Raw genomic sequence first — 16785 nt, 5'->3', positions numbered from 1 at the left:
ATGTACCGTCTCTCGCCCTGTCAATACCCTTGAGGATTCTTAGCGACAACCGGCAGACCGCCCGCGCCGCCGAAGCGGGGCGAGAGCGGCGCCGCGGCCGTTAGCCGCCGTTAGCGCTCGAGGTATTGCAGCTTTTCCTGGATGTCCTTGAATTGGTCGGCTTCGGGCAACGGAGACTTCGTCTTCGTAATGCTCGGCCAGATCTTGGCCAATTCGGCGTTCAACGGCGTGAATTGCTGTTGATCGCCAGGCACGTCTTCCTCGGCGTAGATCGCGTTCACCGGGCACTCGGCAACGCACACGGCACAGTCGATGCATTCATCGGGGTCGATCGCGAGGAAGTTGGGACCTTCGCGAAAGCAGTCCACCGGGCAGACGTCGACGCAGTCGGTATAGCGGCACTTGATGCAGCTTTCGGTCACAACGTGAGTCATTCAAACTCCTGCAAGTATCTGGGGAATATGCAAATTAGCAAGCGTTGTATTGTAACTGAACGTCCCGCCCCCGACGCGCCAAGGGTCTTAATGCCGCTTAGATCGATTCGTGATTAGTTTATGGGATGCAAGCTACGCGTAGGCTGCGTTCGAATCGCGGCCGCACGCCTGGCAAGCGCCGTTGCGGTAACATGCGGCGATTGCTCGGAGACGGGCGGCGCAGGGGCGTGCCGCCGATTCGCGCGCCTCGGCCGACACTATGATCATCACTTCGCTGCTCGACACGGATCTCTACAAGTTCACGATGATGCAGGTCGTCTTGCATCAGTTTCCCGCGGCCAACGTGGAGTATCGCTTTCGCTGCCGCACGCCGAATGTGAACCTGGCGCCTTACGTGGCGGAGATCCGCGACGAAGTGCGTCAGCTGTGCGAGTTGCGCTTTGCCGACGACGAACTCGACTACCTGCGCCGGATGCGCTTCATCAAGAGCGACTTCGTCGACTTCCTCGCGTTATTCCATTTGAACGAGAAGTACATCTCGATCGAGGAGTCGGCCAAGCGTCCGGGCGAGATCGAGATTTCGATCAAAGGTCCGTGGCTGCATACGATCTTGTTCGAGATTCCGGTGCTCGCGATCGTCAACGAAGTCTACTTCCGCAATACGCAGCGTCAACCCGACTATGCGATCGGGCGCGAACGCCTCGGCGAGAAGATCGCGCTGCTCGGCGCTCGTCCGGAGTTCGCCGACTGCAAGATCGCCGACTACGGCACGCGCCGGCGTTTCTCGAAACGCTGGCACGAAGAGGTGATCCTGACGCTGATGGATGGGATCGGCGAGCAGTTCGCCGGCACGAGCAACGTGTTTTACGCGAAGAAGCACAGTCTTACGCCGCTCGGCACCATGGCTCACGAGTATTTGCAGGCCTGCCAAGCTTTGGGCCCGCGGCTGCGCGATTCGCAGACGTACGGCTTCGAAGTCTGGGCGAAAGAGTACCGCGGCGACCTCGGCATTGCGCTCTCGGACGTGTATGGGATGAAGGCGTTTTTGAACGACTTCGATATGTACTTTTGTAAGCTCTTCGATGGCGCGCGCCACGATTCGGGCGATCCGTTCGAGTGGGGCGAGCAGTTGCTGCGGCACTACGAAGAGAACCGATGCGACCCGCGCACCAAAGTGCTGGTGTTCTCAGACGCGCTCGACATCCCGAAAGTCCTCCAACTGTACGAACGGTTCAGGGGCCGCTGCCGCCTCGCGTTCGGCGTGGGCACCAATCTCACGAACGACCTCGGCTATAGTCCCTTGCAGATCGTCATCAAAATGGTTCGCTGCAACGGACAACCGGTCGCCAAGCTGTCCGATTCGCCGGGTAAGAACATGTGCGACGACAAGGCGTATCTGGCTTATTTGCGCCAGGTCTTCGGCATCGAGGCGCACGTCGACGACCGTCCCGACTGAGGTGTGTCGTTTGGCCTGACGGCCGATGTATCCCAAAAAAGAAGGCCCGTATAATCGTCCATTCATTCGGCTTGAAGATGAGGAATGCAATGGACACATCGGCGGCGCGGCGCAACATACTCGCGCGGATTCGCGCGGCGTCCGGGCGTTCGGCCGAGCCCGAGCCTTCCGAGCGCGAGGCTGCCGCCGATTACCTCGCGCGCCATCCTGCGGGCCCGCGGCCCGAGCTGCCGGCCGATCGCGAGGGGTTGACCGCGCGCTTCGTCGACGAGGCGCGGCTGATGGCGAGTACGGTCGATATCGTCGAATCGCTCGACGATGTTCCCGCCGCCGCGGCGCGCTATTTGGCCGAACTCGGTGTAGCCCCGCAGGCTGTCGCTTGGGCGACGCTGCAATCGTTGCCGTGGGAGCAGGCAGGGCTTGCGGTCGAGTTTCGCAAGCCCGCGAATGGCGATCTCGTCGGCATCACCGGGTGTTTTTGCGCAACGGCGGAAACGGGCTCGCTCGTGCTGCTGTCCGGGCCCGAGACGGAAGCGTCGATGGCGTTGCTGCCTGAAACGCATATCGCCGTCGTGCCGGCGTCGCGCATCGTGGGCGGCCACGAAGAGGCGTTCGCGCTGATGCGTCTAGAGCGCGGTGAGTTGCCGCGCGCCGTCAATTTCGTGTCGGGGCCTTCGCGCACCGGCGACATCGAGCAAACCATCGTGCTCGGGGCGCACGGCCCGTATCGCGTACACACGATCGTCGTGCGGGGCGGCTAACGCCAGTGCCGGCGCAACTGCGGCCGGCGGTTCCACCAATCGAAAGGAAGGTCATGTTTGAAGGACGAGCCGCTTGCGCAAGCAAGGCGGCGGCAGGTGCATTTGCGGCAACGATCGCGGGGTGGTCCTCATGCGCGTCGGCCGCGACGACAGATTCGATGCCTGACGGCGCGCTACTCGGGCCGCTCTGGGCCGTACCGTTCGCGGGCATCTTGCTCTCGATCGCGCTCTTTCCGCTGATCGCGCCGGTGTTTTGGCATCGCCATTTCGGCAAGATCGCGGCAGCGTGGGCCATCGCTTTTCTTGGGCCTTTCGCGTTTGCGTTCGGCGCGGGCGCCGCGGTCCATGCGCTCGCTCATGCGGTCATTACCGAATACGTCCCGTTCATCGTCTTATTGACGGCGCTCTATACCATTGCGGGCGGGATTTGCGTGCGCGGCGCGCTCCACGGATCGCCGCGAGTGAACGCAGCCCTGCTGGCACTCGGCACCGCCCTTGCAAGCGTCATGGGCACGACCGGCGCTGCCATGCTGCTGATCCGGCCGCTGCTTCGCGCCAACGACAACCGCCGGCACGTGGCGCATGTGTTCGTCTTTTTCATCTTCCTGGTCGCGAATGCGGGCGGTTCGCTGTCGCCGCTCGGCGATCCGCCGTTGTTTCTCGGTTTCTTGAACGGTGTGAGCTTTTTTTGGACCACGCGCCATCTCGCGCTGCCGATGCTCTTTATTTGTGCCGTGTTGCTGGCGCTCTTCTACGCGCTCGATACCTACTACTATCGGCGCCCCGGCGAGGAGCGCGACGCGAGCCTCGACCCGTCGCCCGATTCGCTCGGCATCGCCATCGAAGGCAAGCGAAATTTCGTGCTGCTCGCTCTCGTCATCGGTCTCGTCCTGATGAGTGGGTTGTGGAAACCGGGCATCGTGTTCGACGTCGGCGGGGCGCCGCTTGCACTGCAAGACGCGGTGCGCGACGGCGCGCTCGTCGTTTTGACGCTCGTCTCGCTCGCCATTACGCCGCGTACGGCGCGCACGGGCAATGCATTCAACTGGGCGCCGATGCAAGAAGTGGCGAAGATCTTCGGGGCGATCTTCGTCACGATCGCTCCTGTAGTCATGATGCTGCGCGCGGGCGAACACGGCGCGTTCGCTCAAGTGCTGCATCTGGTGACGGGCGCCGACGGCCGCCCGATCGACGCGATGTATTTCTGGGCGACGGGTATCCTGTCGTCGTTTCTCGACAATGCGCCGACCTATCTCGTCTTTTTCAATCTGGTGGGCGGCGATGCGCAGGTGTTGATGACGACGGGCGCCACGACGCTCGCGGCCATTTCCGCGGGCGCCGTGTTCATGGGCGCGAATAGTTATATCGGCAACGCACCGAACTTCATGGTCAAAGCGATTGCCGAATCGCGCGGCGTGCGCATGCCCAGTTTCTTCGGCTACCTCGGCTGGTCGGTCACCGTGCTCGTTCCGGTGTTCCTCGTCACGACGTGGCTGTTTTTTTGATTGCGGAAGGAGACACTCCATGCAGAAGATCTTGGTCGCGCGCCCGATCTTTCCCGACGTCGTCGAACGCCTAAGGCAATACTTCGACGTCGATTGGAACGATGGCCCGGCACTCGCCCCCGACGAGCTCGCTCGCCGGCTCGCCGATAAGGACGGTGCACTGACCGCCGGGGATCCGATCGGCGCGACGATCTTCGCGGCGGCCCCGCGGTTGCGCGCGGTGGCGAACATGGCCGTGGGCTACAACAACTTCGACGTCGAAGCGTTCAATCGCGCGAACGTCATCGCTACGAATACGCCCGACGTCCTGAACGAGGCCACGGCCGATTTCGGTTGGGCGCTGATGATGGCGGCGGCGCGGCGCGTTACCGAAAGCGAGCATTGGCTGCGCGCCGGCAAATGGGGGGCTTGGCGCTACGACGGTTTTCTCGGCGTCGATGTCTACGGTTCGACGCTCGGCATCATCGGCATGGGACGAATCGGTCAGGCGCTCGCGCGCCGGGCACGCGGCTTTTCGATGCGCGTCGTCTATCACAACCGTTCGCGCGTCGCGCCTGAGATCGAGGCCGAACTCGGCGCTGAATATCGATCGAAGGAAGACTTGCTGCGCCAAGCCGATCACGTCGTCCTCGTGGTGCCGTACAGTGCGCAAAGCCATCATACGATCGGCGCGGCCGAACTCGCGTTGATGAAGCCCAGTGCGACGCTGACGAACATCGCGCGAGGCGGTATCGTCGACGACGCCGCCTTGGCCGACGCATTGCACGAGCGCCGCATCGCAAGCGCCGGGCTCGACGTCTTCGAGGGCGAGCCGAGCGTGCATCCGCGCCTGCTGACGGCACCGAGCGTGGTCCTTACGCCGCATATCGCGAGCGCGACGGAATCCACGCGCCGCGCGATGGCCAATCTCGCGGCCGACAATCTCATCGCAGCCTTGGGTATGGGGCCGCACGCCGGTCGGCCGCCGAATCCGATCAACCCCGAAGTATTAGGACGCACGCGTTCATGACGACGATTCTTATTGCGGCGCTTGCCTTCGCCGTTCTGCTGCTGGCCGTCGCCTTGGCGATGGCGATCAAGAGTGCGAGCCGGGCGAACGATCGTGCAGCGTTTGGCGAACTCGGCCAATCCATCGAAACGGCAGGACAAACGCAGGTTCGCGCGTATGAGCGGCTCGAGCGGGAGTTGCGAGGCGAGCTTGCGGAAACCTCGCGTCTTTCCCGTGCCGAGCTCGGCGGCGGTTTCGCGCAGTTTCAGCAGACGCTCGCCGCGCAGTTGACTAGCGTCGCCACCGTCCAGAATCAGCAGATCGACGGGTTCGCCAAGCGATTGGCGCAACTGACCGAAACGAACGCCACGCAACTCGACGCGATGCGCGACAGCCTACAGCGGCACGCGCACGAATCGCGTGACGAGCAGGCGTCGGCGCTCAAGCGTTTCGGCGATACGCTCGCGCAACAACTTGCCCAGCTCATCGAAGCGAACGACCGCCGGTTCACGGAAGTGCGCGCAACGCTAGAGGCGCGGCTCAAGGACATCGAAGCGAACAATGCGACGAAGCTCGAGGAGATGCGCCGCACCGTCGACGAAAAGCTGCATGCGACGCTCGAACAGCGCCTCGGCGAATCGTTCAAGCTCGTCTCGGACCGGCTCGAGCAGGTCCACCGCGGGCTGGGCGAAATGCAGTCGTTGGCGGCCGGCGTGGGCGATTTGAAGAAAGTCCTAACGAACGTCAAGACGCGCGGCACGTGGGGCGAAGTGCAACTCGAGGCGTTGCTCGAGCAGATTCTGACGCCCGATCAGTATGCAAAGAACGTGGCGACGGTGCCCAAGAGCACGGAGCGAGTCGAATTCGCGATCAAGCTGCCGGGCAAGGCCGCCGGGAACAACGGCCAAGGCGTGGCGGTGCCCGTATGGCTGCCGATCGACGCGAAATTTCCGCGCGAAGACTACGAACGCTTGATCGATGCGCAAGAGCGCGCCGATCCGGTGGCGGTCGAGGAAGCGTCGCGGGCCTTGGAGGCACGCATCCGCGGCGAGGCGCGCACGATCGCCGAAAAATACGTGGCGCCGCCGCACACGACGGATTTTGCGCTGTTGTTCCTGCCGACCGAAGGGCTCTACGCCGAAGTCTTGCGCCGGCCGGGGCTTACCGACCAATTGCAGCGCGACTATCGCGTCACGATCGCCGGGCCCACGACGCTGACGGCGCTCTTGAATAGCTTGCAGATGGGCTTCCGCACGCTGGCGATCGAGAAGCGTTCGAGCGAGGTGTGGCAGGTATTGGGTGCGGTGAAGACGGAGTTCGGCAAGTTCGGCGACGTCCTCGCGAAGACCAAATCGCAACTCGAAACGGTGACGCGCTCGATCGAAGCGGCCGAGCGGCGCACGCGAGTCATGAGCACAAAACTGAGGGAAGTCGAGGCGCTCCCGGGCGATCAGACGGAAGGACTGCTCGGCGATGCTTACGCGGGCGTGCAGGAGCCGGACGTCTAAGCGCCGTCGGGGAAATCGATCAAACCGGGAAAACCGGGAAAACCGCATCGGGCAGCACTCGCGGCTGCCCGGGCGTTCTCGAACGCTTAGCGGGCTTAGGCCGCGGCGGCGAGCTTCGTCAATGCATCGTCGGTCACGCGGACGATGCGCCAATCGGGCATGACTGTCGCGCCCATCTTCGTGTAGAAATCGATCGCGCTTTGGTTCCAATCGAGGACCGACCACTCGAAGCGTCCGCACTTGCGCGCAACGGCGAGCGCGGCGACGCGCCGCAACAGCGCGGTACCGAGCCCGCTACCGCGCAGCGCGGGCTGCACGTAGAGATCTTCGAGATAAAGGCCGCGCCGGCCGAGGAAGGTCGAGAAATTCTGAAAGTAGAGCGCGTATCCGACGATTTTGCCTGCCCGCTCGGCGACGATCGCTTCGGCGGCCGGGTGTTGGCCGAACAGCGCTTCGGCCAGCGCTTCCTCGGTTGCCTCAAACAGATGCGTGAGCTTTTCGTACTCGGCGAGCTCGTGCATGAGGCCCAGCATGCCGCTCACGTCGAGCGGCGTAGCTTCGCGAATGATGTCGGTCATGTCTTAGGCCTCTTCAGGAACGTCGGACAAGACGATTTCGATGCCGCCGAAACGCTGGGCCACCCAGTTGTAGACATGGCAGGCGATCCAGAGCAGCACGAAGCCGAGGATCGCATTGAGCAGTACGGCGCTGAAGAAGATGGTTCCCGTCTCGGCGGATCCTTGGCGGAAATAGGCCACGAGCGTACCGAGCAACACGATCGGCGTACTGAAAATCACATAAACGAGGATGAGCGCCTTCGCGGTCTGTCCGGGCGCGATCGAAAGAATTTGTTTTTTCATGGTCCAAGCCTCGTTAAGAGACGATGTGCTATCCGGAAAATAGGCCGCTAACGTTGCGTGCCGTTTAAATGAGCCCTTCGAAGGGCATGATGTCGACGGGCTCGCCGACCGAAACGTCGCCTTGGCCGTGAGCCAGCACGATGAAGCAGTTGGCCTCGCTCATCGAGCTCAGCACGCCCGAGCCTTGCGAGCGGGTGGGCGTTACGCTCCAAGTGCCCGTTTTGTCGCGTGTCGCGACGGCTCGTAGGAATTCCGTACGCCCGGGGCGCTTTTTGATCGGCGCGCTGCTCGCGGCGGCAAATTGTAGCGGCCTTGGGGCGATTGCGCCCGACATTGCGACGAGTGCGTCGTGGACGAGCTGATAGAACGAAACCATGACCGCGACCGGATTGCCGGGCAATCCGAAAAACAGCGCGCTTGTGCCACCCGCGCCGCGTCCGTCGGGCCATAGGCGGCCGAAGGCGAGCGGCCGCCCGGGCCGCATCGCGAGCTGCCAAAACGCGACGTCGCCGAATGTAGCCGTCATGCGTGCGGTGAAGTCGGCATCGCCCACCGAAACGCCGCCGGAGGTCAATACGACGTCGGCGCTCTTGGCGGCGCTGCGCAACGCGGCCTCGATCGCATCGGGTTCGTCGCGGACGACGCCGAGATCGAGCGCTTCGACGTCGAGGCGCGCGAGCATCGCATGCAGCGTATAGCGATTGCTATCGTAGACGCAGCCCGTATCGAGCGGCTCGCCGACGGAGCGCAGTTCGTCTCCGGTCGAGAAGAAGGCTACACGCACGCGCCGGCGCACGGCAACTTCGGCGACGCCGAGCGAGGCCAGCAGACCGAGGTCGGCGGGGCGCACGATGCGGCCGGCTTTGAGCGCGGCACGTCCGCGCGCCAGGTCCTCGCCGGCACGGCGGCAGTTCGCGCCCGGTGCGATGGTTTGCGCATCGAACGCGATATTGGCGCCGGTCCGGGTGACGAGTTCTTGCGGGACGACCGTATCGCAGCCCGCCGGCATCGGTGCGCCCGTCATGATGCGGACACACTCGCCCGCGCCGCAGGTTCGGTCGAACGGATGGCCGGCGCGCGCCTCGCCCGCCACGACGAGCGACGATAGGGCGCCGTGCGCGAACGCGTAGCCGTCCATGGCGGCGTTATCGTGCGCGGGTACGTCGATGGGCGAGACGATGTCCTGCGCGAGGACGCGGTTCAGCGCCGCACGTAGGGCCACGTACTCGATCGCTTCGATGGGCGTGACCGCGTCGCGAATGAACGCGCGTGCTGTCTCGAGCGGCAGCGGCTGGGCTGTCGGCGAGGAAGATGAGCCGGATGTGTCGTTGGGAGTCGTCATCGAAGATGGGGCGCGGCGCGCGCCGCGCGGGCCTAATGCCCGGTTTATCTATCGCGCCCGAGGCGAGCGCCGATCGTTCGTTCGAGATCGGCGAGCTCATGCAAAGAGTTGGCATTGTAAAACGCGCGCTCGTCGGGAAAGGGCACTTCGACGTGCTTGTGGCGTGCGTACCACGTGCGAACTTTGCGCTCGCCATTCATCAAGTAAGCAGCCAGATCGTCGCTCAGCGTGGTGCGCACTAATGCAACGACGGGGTGCAGCATGATGCGGCCCGCGGCATCGCGGGTTCCGGCCACGGCGACGTCGGCATGCTCGGCGTCGAGTGCGGCCAGCAGCCGGGCGGCTAGGTCGGTCGGCAAGCAAGGCGTGTCGCAGGGCGCGCACAGCACGAGCTCGGTCGAGCTGGCTCGCAGTCCCGCAAGCAGGCCGGCGAGTGGCCCGGGGAAATCGCCGGAAGCGTCGGCGACGATACGGGCGTGATGCGCCGAGCCTAAGCGCGCATAGTCGTCGAGATGGCGATTCGCGCTGATGAGGACCGTGTCGACTTGTGCTGCGATGCGGTTCAGGACGTGCGATGCCAGCGGCTCGCCGGCAAGCAATTGCAGGCCCTTATCGAGCCCGCCCATCCGGGTGCCTTGGCCGCCGGAAAGCACGAGGCCGGTGATGCGCATACGCGAGCGAGGGTCCATCGGTGGTCGGCGTGGCGTCAGCCGCCGATGTACGACATTTCGACGCGCGCCTGATTGGCGAGCGCCGGCGCGGCGGCGTTGCCCCGTAACTGCGAATACCGGTCGTCGCGCGCTTGCCAAATCCGGCCGATGGCCGTGGCGATTTCCTCGTCGGTGGCGCCGCCGCGTACGAGCGCGCGCAGATCGTGGCCCGTGGACGCGAATAGGCAGAGATAGAGTTTGCCTTCCGTCGAAAGCCGCGCGCGCGTGCAGGTGCCGCAAAATGCGCGGGTAACGCTGGAGATGACGCCGATTTCACCGCTGCCGTCCGCATAGCGCCAACGCTGCGCGGTTTCCGCGGGCGTATGCGCTTCGAGCGGCACGAGCGGAAAGTGCTCGGCGATGCGGGCGACGACGTCGGCCGACGGCAACACTTCTGTCATATTCCAGCCGTTGGACGTGCCGACATCCATATATTCGATGAAGCGCAGCACGGTGCCGGAGCCTTTGAAGTGCCGCGCCATCGGCAAAATTTCGCCCTCGTTGGTGCCCCGCTTGACGACCATGTTGACCTTAATCGGCGCAAGTCCGACGGCCTGAGCGGCCGCGATCCCGTCGAGCACGGCGCTCGGCGCGAAGTCGGCGTCGTTCATGCGCTTGAACAGCGTGTCGTCGAGCGCATCGAGGCTGACGGTCACTCGCGTCAAACCCGCGTCTTTCAGATCGCGCGCTTTACGAGCGAGCAGCGAGCCGTTCGTGGTCAAGGTGAGGTCGAGCGGGCGGCCGTCGGGCGTACTCAAGGCGGCCAGCCGCTCGATGAGCCGCTCGATGTTCTTACGGAGCAACGGTTCGCCGCCGGTCAGCCGGATCTTATCGACGCCATGCGCGACGAACACTTGCGCGAGCCGTTCGATCTCCTCGAACGTCAGCAGCGCGCTATGCGGCAAGAACGGATAGTCGTTGCCGAAGACGGCTCGCGGCATGCAGTAGACGCAACGGAAGTTGCAGCGATCGGTGACGGATATGCGCAGATCGCGCAGCGGCCGCGAGAAGGTGTCGGCTAGCATCCCGCGCGCGGGGAGCGGCGCGCCGGCGACACTGGGTATTGCGCTGACGTCGGCGACGGGAATGATGCGACGGGACATGACGATGCGGAAAACGAGCAGAGACCCATTCTAGCCGAACCCCGCGCAGCAGGTAGGCATGGCCCCCCCGACGATGCGGATAACGGCTCAGCATCTGACGTATATCAAAAATCGGACGAAAAAAAGCCCGCCACAGTGGGCGGGCTCGTCACAGGGCCGGGCGCCGAAGCGCCTCGACCGTGCCCTGTGGATTTAGGCTTCTTTGTGCGTCTCGACTTGCTGCATCGGGGTCGAGTCGACGGGCGGCAGCGGCTTGCGCTCACGCGCTACGCGCTGCGGGGCCGGCGCTTGCGCGGCGGCTTCCTGTGCCGCACGCAGCTTTTCCGCGTCGGTGTCGACCCAAACGAGACCGGCCGATTCGAGCATGGGGCGCAAGTCGGCGGCCGCGAGGCCGTTCGCACGCGGGCTCGGCGTTGCGACGGCTTCCATCGCCGCGGGCCGTTGCACGACTTCCGTCACGGCGCTGGCGGCTTCGACGGGCGCGGATGCTGCGCTCGCGACCGGCTCGGCCGATACGACAGGCGTAGCTTCCACGACCGGCTCGGGCGCCGGCGCGGCCTCGATGATGTGAGCGATGGCCGATTCGGGCTCCGCGACAACCGGTGCCGGCGCGGCGGGCGCGGCGGGGACGGCGGCCGGAAGTTCGACCGGTGCGCTGCTCGGCTCGCTCGGGGCCGGCGTTGCCTCGACGGCGGGCGCGACGGCCGGCGCCTCGGGCAGCGGCGTGGCGATGGGCTCATGCATCGGCACAGGCATCGCCACGGCTTGCTCGATGCGTGCCGCAGCTTGCGGCTCGGCTTGCGCCGGCTTGGCGGCCTCGTCGGTACGGGCAGCAGCGGGAGCCTCCTCGAGCGTCGCCGCTTGCGGCGGCACGGCTGCCGCGGTGCCTTCGGCTTCGGCTACGTCGGCGGCCAGTGTTGCGTTCACGCCTTCTTCCTCGCGCTCGCGACGGCCACCGCGACGACCGCGACGGCGGCGGCGGCGTTCCTCGCCGTCTCGCGCGGCACCTTCCAACTCAGCGGCCGGAACGCCCGCTGCGACTGCGCCTTCGATGGCCTGCGCTTCGGTACGGGCCATGGCTTCGGCCGCTACCTCGGGTTGCGGCTTGCGACGTTCGCCGCGCTCGCCACGTTCCTGACGTTCGCCTCGATCGGCTCGTTCGCCGCGCTCCGCACGTTCTTGCCGCTCGCCGCGTTCCTGGCGTTCGCCACGCTCCGCGCGTTCGCCGCGTTCCACACGCTCGAGACGCTCACCGCGTTCGCCACGCTCGCGTCGTTCGCCGCGTGCGCTCGTTTCGGCGGCTTCATTGCGCTCTTGACCGCGTTCGCGCGCCTCGCCGCGACCTTCGCGACCCTCACGCGGTTCGCGCTGTTCGCGCGCCGGGCGTTGCGACGGTTGCTGCTGACCCGTACGGCCGCCGGCGCCCGATTCGGTACGGGCCGCACCTTCGCGGCCGCCCGCGCCGCGGCGGTTGCGGTTATTGCGATCCGAGCCGCGTTCCGTGCGCTCGCCGCGTGCCGGACGTGCCGGTTGAGCGGTCTCGGCGGGGGCGGGGGCCGGCGTTTGCGGTTGGGCGCCGAACAGGCTCTTGATCCAGCCGAAGAATCCACCGGTGCTCGCCGGGGCAGCGGCCGGAGCGGCCGCCGGTTGTACGCGCGCGGGTGCGCTAGGCGCGGGCCGCTCGGGCGTGATGCCCTTGACGGCCGCTTCTTGCTTCGGCTTCACATCTTCGCTGCGCTTGCTGTAGGCCGTCTCCGATTCGAGCTCGCGGGCCGCTTCCTCGGCCATCTTCCACGAGGCGCGCGGCTCGTCGAGGCGCGCATCGTCGTGGCGCAGACGTTCGAGCTTGTAGTGCGGCGTGTCGAGATGCTTGTTCGGAATGAGAACGACGCCCACTTTGAAGCGCGACTCGATCTTGTTGATTTCCTGGCGCTTTTCGTTGAGCAGGAAGGCCGTGACTTCGACGGGCACCTGGCAGTGGATCGCCGCGGTGTTTTCCTTCATCGCTTCTTCTTGAATGATCCGCAGCACTTGCAGGGCGGACGATTCCGTATCGCGAATGTGGCCGGTGCCGTTGCAGCGCGGGCAGGTCACGTGGCTGCCTTCGGACAGGGCGGGGCGCAGGCGCTGGCGCGAGAGCTCCATGAGGCCGAAGCGCGAGATCTTGCCCATCTGCACGCGGGCACGGTCGTGCTTGAGCGCATCTTTCAGGCGCTGCTCGACTTCGCGCTGGCTCTTGGCCGATTCCATGTCGATGAAATCGATCACGATCAGGCCGCCGAGGTCGCGCAGACGTAACTGGCGCGCTACTTCGTCGGCAGCTTCGAGGTTCGTGCGCGTGGCCGTTTCCTCGATGTCGGCGCCCTTCGTGGCGCGAGCCGAGTTCACGTCGATCGCGACGAGCGCTTCCGTGTGATCGATGACGATCGCGCCGCCCGAGGGCAGCGGCACCGTGCGCGAGTACGCCGTTTCGATCTGATGCTCGATTTGGAAGCGGGAGAAGAGGGGCACGTCGTCGTGGTAGCGCTTCACCTTGCCGACGTTATCGGGCATCACGATATCCATGAAGGCGCGCGCCTGATCATGGATTTCGGTGGTGTCGATGAGGATTTCGCCGATGTCGGGCTGGAAGTAGTCGCGAATCGCCCGGATGACGAGGCTCGACTCGAGATAAATCAGCATCGGCTGGCCGCTCTGGCCGCTTTGCGAGGCGGCCTCGATGGCACGCCACAACTGCATCAGATAGTTCAGATCCCACTGCAACTCTTCGGCGCTGCGGCCGATGCCGGCCGTGCGCGCGATGATGCTCATGCCGTCGGGCAATTGCAGTTGCGACATCGTTTCGCGCAGTTCTTGGCGATCGTCGCCCTCGATTCGGCGCGATACGCCGCCGCCGCGCGGGTTGTTCGGCATCAAAACGAGATAGCGGCCGGCGAGCGAGATGAACGTCGTCAGGGCCGCGCCCTTGTTGCCGCGCTCTTCCTTTTCAACCTGAACGATGAGTTCTTGGCCTTCGCGCAAGGCGTCTTGAATGCGCGCGGAGCGCATGTCGATGCCTTCTTTGAAGTACTGACGGGCAACTTCCTTGAAGGGCAGAAAGCCGTGGCGATCTTCCCCGTAGTTGACGAAGCACGCCTCGAGCGACGGCTCGATGCGCGTCACGATCCCCTTGTAGATGTTGCCTTTGCGCTGTTCGCGGCCGGCGGTTTCGATGTCGATGTCGATGAGTTTTTGCCCATCGACGATGGCGACGCGCAGCTCTTCCTGCTGCGTCGCGTTGAACAACATGCGTTTCATTGAACGGCTCCAGAGCGGCGTCGCCATGCGCGCCCCGCCGGCGTGGAGCCGGCCGGACGACGCACGATAAGGCGCGCCGCGTCCTTATTGTGTTTTCACAAGCACGCAGGAGCGGGAATGATGGCGGGGAGAATTGCCTGAGAGGACTCGCGTTTGGCCGACGAGGGCCGCAAGCCGCATGGGCGCATGCGAACACGGCTTCAAATAACGGCGCGACACGAGGGCGCGTGCCGAGTGCCCGGGCGATCCTCGCAACAATCCGGCGCACCGTTCGATGCTCGTGCCGGACCGGTGAACGCTGCGCCGCGTGTGGCGGCGCGAAGCCCGATGCATGCTCGACCGCCGCGCGGGCGTGTCTCGCCAATTTTTGACGTCGCCGTGCGTCCCGCTTCACGCGGAACGCATAGGGGCGCTCGCCGTAGTTTTCGCAATCGGGAGCCTGGTTTCGCTCGACAAACGCGCGTCACGACCAAGGCTCACCAGATGAATTCTTTTTTACCAAAATTCCGTTACCGTCGGCGCCGACCGGACCGAACGCGCCTATGGGCGACGTCCCTGCCGCGATGGATGCCGTGCGTGCAACTCGTTGCTTCTTAATTCAGGGCGAGCAACCGGCCCTTGGGTGCAGCCAAGCAAGTAAAATAACAGGTTCTTGCTTCTCCCTGCACAATCCGGGCGAAGAGCCGCAAAAAAATGCGCGGCACGCACGGATGGCTGGGCAAATTATATTCAGAATGAATGAGTTAGGCAAAATATCCCAGAAATCGGTCGCACCCGACCAGGTCTCGATGATACAGGTGGACGACGCAGTCGCCGGGCAGCGCATCGACAATTTTTTGTTGCGCGTCTGTAAGGGGGTGCCGAAAAGTCACATCTACCGAATCTTGCGCAGCGGGGAAGTGCGGGTCAACAAGCGCCGTGTCGATGCCAAATACCGGCTCGAACCCGGCGATGTCGTGCGCGTGCCGCCGGTGCGCGTGGCCCAGAGCGAAGCGTTCGATCCGGGGCTCATGGCGCCGCCGCCGCCCGCGAATTTCGAGATCCTGTACGAAGACGAGTACGTGCTGGCGATCAACAAGCCGGCCGGCGTCGCCGTTCACGGCGGCAGCGGAATTGCCTTCGGGGTGATCGAGCAGATGCGCGGGGCGCGCCCGCTTGGTAAGTTCCTTGAACTCGTGCACCGGCTCGATCGCGAGACGTCCGGTGTCTTGTTGCTGGCGAAAAAGCGCGCCGCGCTGGTCGGGTTGCACGAGCAGATCCGTGAAAACCGGATGGACAAGCGTTATTACGCCTGCGTGCACGGGCAATGGGCGAGCGATTGGGGGCGGCGGCGGGCCGTCAAGGAGCCGCTTTACAAATACCTGACGCCGGAAGGCGAGCGGCGCGTGCGCGTGCAGCCGGACGGCGCGCCGTCGCATACGGTATTCAACCTGATCGAGCGTTGGCCCGAGTACGCGCTTCTCGAGGCCGAACTGAAGACGGGCCGTACCCATCAGATCCGCGTTCATTTGGCGCATCTCGGGCTGCCCATCGTCGGCGATGCCAAATATGGAGACTTCGCACTGAACAAGGCGCTCGCGCGCGCGAATGCGCGTCCCTCGCTCAAGCGGATGTTTCTGCATGCTTACCGGTTGCGTCTCACGCATCCGATCACCGGCGAGCCGATGGAGCTTGCCGCCCCGCTGCCGGACGAATGCCGGCGCTTCCTCGATCAACTCACTGACCTGCGCAACGAGACGCAACCCGATGCCCCGACAGCAATTTGACCTCATCGTCTTCGATTGGGACGGCACGTTGATGGATTCGACGGCGCATATCGCGCGCAGTATCCAGGCCGCGTGCCGCGACCTTGGACTGCCGGTGCCCGCCGATGACGCCGCGCGCTATGTCATTGGTCTCGGTTTGCGCGATGCGCTGCAAATCGCGGCGCCTTCGCTCGATCCGGCGGACTATCCGCGTCTGGCCGAGCGCTACCGTTTCCACTATCTAATTAAGGATGCGCACACGGAGCTGTTCGCGGGCGTGCGCGAGCTGCTCGACGAATTGCGCGGACAAGGCTATCTACTGGCCGTCGCCACGGGCAAGAGCCGCGTCGGGCTCAACCGGGCGCTCGACGAAGTCCGGCTCACGAGCGTCTTCGACGGTACGCGCTGCGCGGACGAAACATTCTCGAAGCCGCATCCGGCGATGCTCCACGAGCTCACGCGCGAATTGGGGCAGGATCTTGAGCGAACGGTCATGATCGGCGATACGACGCACGATCTGCAAATGGCTACCAACGCGGGCGCGGCGGGCGTGGCCGTGACTTACGGCGCGCATCCGGTCGATGCGCTCGTCAAACTCGAGCCGCGTTTCGTCGCCGAGAGCGTCGGCGCGCTCGGCGATTGGCTGCGGGAGCACGCATGAGCGCGGGCGAGCCGGCATCCGTGCGCGTGTGCGCGGCAGCCGATCTCGTCGATGGCGGTGCGGGCGTGCGGCGTGCCGCGCGCTATCTCGATGGCGACGCGGTCGTTTTCTTTATCCGTTACGACGGCAACGTCTACGGCTACCTGAACCGCTGCGCGCACGTGCCGATGGAGCTCGATTGGGTCGAGGGCCAGTTCTTCGAATCGTCGGGCTTATACTTGATGTGCGCCACGCATGGCGCGATTTATGCCCCGGACTCCGGGCGCTGCGTCGGCGGTCCGTGCCGCGGGGCCCGGCTAAGGCCGGTGCGAGTCGAAGAGCGCGATACGCCCGAGGGGCGCGCCGTCTTCTGGCTGCCCGACGCCGAGCTACAGAGCGCGCCGGGCGATGCCGAATCGTGACGTGGTAGAACTTC

The 16785-nt window shown here is 64.8% G+C and carries 15 protein-coding genes; 8 read left to right on the top strand and 7 right to left on the bottom strand.

Annotated elements, in window-relative coordinates:
• Window positions 1–110: 110 nt before the first annotated feature.
• Window positions 111–434, bottom strand: coding sequence for a ferredoxin FdxA (gene fdxA, locus AB1286_RS05785; RefSeq protein WP_430362367.1), 324 nt, complete (start codon window positions 432–434; stop codon window positions 111–113).
• Window positions 435–693: 259 nt separating this feature from the next.
• On the opposite strand from fdxA, the gene pncB reads away from it, so the two are divergent.
• From pncB to rmuC, 5 genes are all read left to right on the top strand, one after another.
• Window positions 694–1890, top strand: a complete 1197-nt coding sequence (gene pncB, locus AB1286_RS05780) for a nicotinate phosphoribosyltransferase (protein ID WP_430362366.1) — start codon at window positions 694–696, stop codon at window positions 1888–1890.
• Window positions 1891–1979: 89 nt separating this feature from the next.
• Window positions 1980–2651 (top strand): LutC/YkgG family protein, encoded by a 672-nt coding sequence (locus AB1286_RS05775; protein ID WP_430362365.1) that lies wholly within the window; start codon window positions 1980–1982, stop codon window positions 2649–2651.
• A 53-nt stretch (window positions 2652–2704) separates the two neighbouring features.
• Window positions 2705–4156 carry a sodium:proton antiporter gene (locus tag AB1286_RS05770; RefSeq protein ID WP_430362364.1) on the top strand — a complete coding sequence of 484 codons (1452 nt, stop codon included), beginning with the start codon at window positions 2705–2707 and terminating at the stop codon, window positions 4154–4156.
• Between the two features lie 19 nt (window positions 4157–4175).
• The gene (locus tag AB1286_RS05765) at window positions 4176–5165 is read left to right on the top strand and encodes a 2-hydroxyacid dehydrogenase (RefSeq protein ID WP_430362363.1); all 990 of its coding nucleotides are present in this window, start codon (window positions 4176–4178) and stop codon (window positions 5163–5165) included.
• A complete protein-coding gene (gene rmuC / locus AB1286_RS05760) occupies window positions 5162–6652 on the top strand; it encodes a DNA recombination protein RmuC (RefSeq protein ID WP_430362362.1) in 1491 nt (496 codons plus the stop codon). The genes AB1286_RS05765 and rmuC overlap by 4 nt, the downstream gene beginning before the upstream one ends.
• A 95-nt stretch (window positions 6653–6747) precedes the next feature.
• Here the strand turns inward: rmuC and AB1286_RS05755 are convergent, their stop codons facing one another.
• The 6 genes from AB1286_RS05755 to AB1286_RS05730 all read right to left on the bottom strand — a co-directional run bounded on the left by AB1286_RS05755 (window position 6748) and on the right by AB1286_RS05730 (window position 13964).
• A complete protein-coding gene (locus AB1286_RS05755; protein ID WP_430362361.1) occupies window positions 6748–7230 on the bottom strand; it encodes an N-acetyltransferase family protein in 483 nt (160 codons plus the stop codon).
• Window positions 7231–7233: 3 nt separating this feature from the next.
• Entirely contained in the window at window positions 7234–7512 is a 279-nt protein-coding gene (locus AB1286_RS05750) for a hypothetical protein (protein ID WP_102646027.1), read from the bottom strand.
• 64 nt (window positions 7513–7576) lie between these two features.
• Window positions 7577–8854, bottom strand: a complete 1278-nt coding sequence (gene moeA, locus AB1286_RS05745; protein ID WP_430362360.1) for a molybdopterin molybdotransferase MoeA — start codon at window positions 8852–8854, stop codon at window positions 7577–7579.
• A gap of 44 nt (window positions 8855–8898) precedes the next feature.
• Window positions 8899–9543 (bottom strand): molybdenum cofactor guanylyltransferase MobA, encoded by a 645-nt coding sequence (gene mobA, locus AB1286_RS05740; protein WP_430362359.1) that lies wholly within the window; start codon window positions 9541–9543, stop codon window positions 8899–8901.
• A gap of 17 nt (window positions 9544–9560) precedes the next feature.
• Entirely contained in the window at window positions 9561–10667 is a 1107-nt protein-coding gene (moaA, locus tag AB1286_RS05735; RefSeq protein WP_430362358.1) for a GTP 3',8-cyclase MoaA, read from the bottom strand.
• Window positions 10668–10859: 192 nt separating this feature from the next.
• Window positions 10860–13964 carry an Rne/Rng family ribonuclease gene (locus AB1286_RS05730; RefSeq protein WP_430362357.1) on the bottom strand — a complete coding sequence of 1035 codons (3105 nt, stop codon included), beginning with the start codon at window positions 13962–13964 and terminating at the stop codon, window positions 10860–10862.
• A gap of 734 nt (window positions 13965–14698) precedes the next feature.
• On the opposite strand from AB1286_RS05730, the gene AB1286_RS05725 reads away from it, so the two are divergent.
• From AB1286_RS05725 to AB1286_RS05715, 3 genes are read left to right on the top strand one after another with little or no spacing between them, the layout of a single operon-like run.
• Window positions 14699–15730: an RluA family pseudouridine synthase gene (locus AB1286_RS05725; RefSeq protein WP_430362356.1), complete on the top strand. Its 1032-nt coding sequence runs from the start codon at window positions 14699–14701 to the stop codon at window positions 15728–15730.
• Window positions 15711–16370 (top strand): HAD-IIIA family hydrolase, encoded by a 660-nt coding sequence (locus AB1286_RS05720; RefSeq protein WP_430362355.1) that lies wholly within the window; start codon window positions 15711–15713, stop codon window positions 16368–16370. Before AB1286_RS05725 ends, AB1286_RS05720 begins: the two co-directional genes overlap by 20 nt.
• Window positions 16367–16771: a Rieske (2Fe-2S) protein gene (locus AB1286_RS05715; RefSeq protein WP_430362354.1), complete on the top strand. Its 405-nt coding sequence runs from the start codon at window positions 16367–16369 to the stop codon at window positions 16769–16771. Before AB1286_RS05720 ends, AB1286_RS05715 begins: the two co-directional genes overlap by 4 nt.
• The last annotated feature ends 14 nt before the right edge of the window (window positions 16772–16785 follow it).

This window comes from Trinickia sp. NRRL B-1857 (assembly GCF_050470685.1).
Taxonomy (GTDB): Bacteria; Pseudomonadota; Gammaproteobacteria; order Burkholderiales; family Burkholderiaceae; genus Trinickia.
This window is presented reverse-complemented; position numbering and strand designations above follow the sequence as displayed.

Excerpts from the sequence above, each read along its gene's own strand:
- AB1286_RS05765 (WP_430362363.1), top strand. The coding sequence starts at position 4,176 with ATGCAGAAGATCTTGGTCGCGCGCCCGATCTTTCCCGACGTCGTCGAA.
- fdxA (WP_430362367.1), bottom strand. The coding sequence starts at position 434 with ATGACTCACGTTGTGACCGAAAGCTGCATCAAGTGCCGCTATACCGAC.
- AB1286_RS05750 (WP_102646027.1), bottom strand. The coding sequence starts at position 7,512 with ATGAAAAAACAAATTCTTTCGATCGCGCCCGGACAGACCGCGAAGGCG.
- AB1286_RS05755 (WP_430362361.1), bottom strand. The coding sequence starts at position 7,230 with ATGACCGACATCATTCGCGAAGCTACGCCGCTCGACGTGAGCGGCATG.
- moeA (WP_430362360.1), bottom strand. The coding sequence starts at position 8,854 with ATGACGACTCCCAACGACACATCCGGCTCATCTTCCTCGCCGACAGCC.
- AB1286_RS05730 (WP_430362357.1), bottom strand. The coding sequence starts at position 13,964 with ATGAAACGCATGTTGTTCAACGCGACGCAGCAGGAAGAGCTGCGCGTC.
- AB1286_RS05775 (WP_430362365.1), top strand. The coding sequence starts at position 1,980 with ATGGACACATCGGCGGCGCGGCGCAACATACTCGCGCGGATTCGCGCG.
- AB1286_RS05715 (WP_430362354.1), top strand. The coding sequence starts at position 16,367 with ATGAGCGCGGGCGAGCCGGCATCCGTGCGCGTGTGCGCGGCAGCCGAT.
- pncB (WP_430362366.1), top strand. The coding sequence starts at position 694 with ATGATCATCACTTCGCTGCTCGACACGGATCTCTACAAGTTCACGATG.
- AB1286_RS05720 (WP_430362355.1), top strand. The coding sequence starts at position 15,711 with ATGCCCCGACAGCAATTTGACCTCATCGTCTTCGATTGGGACGGCACG.
- AB1286_RS05770 (WP_430362364.1), top strand. The coding sequence starts at position 2,705 with ATGTTTGAAGGACGAGCCGCTTGCGCAAGCAAGGCGGCGGCAGGTGCA.
- AB1286_RS05725 (WP_430362356.1), top strand. The coding sequence starts at position 14,699 with ATGAATGAGTTAGGCAAAATATCCCAGAAATCGGTCGCACCCGACCAG.
- mobA (WP_430362359.1), bottom strand. The coding sequence starts at position 9,543 with ATGGACCCTCGCTCGCGTATGCGCATCACCGGCCTCGTGCTTTCCGGC.
- rmuC (WP_430362362.1), top strand. The coding sequence starts at position 5,162 with ATGACGACGATTCTTATTGCGGCGCTTGCCTTCGCCGTTCTGCTGCTG.
- moaA (WP_430362358.1), bottom strand. The coding sequence starts at position 10,667 with ATGTCCCGTCGCATCATTCCCGTCGCCGACGTCAGCGCAATACCCAGT.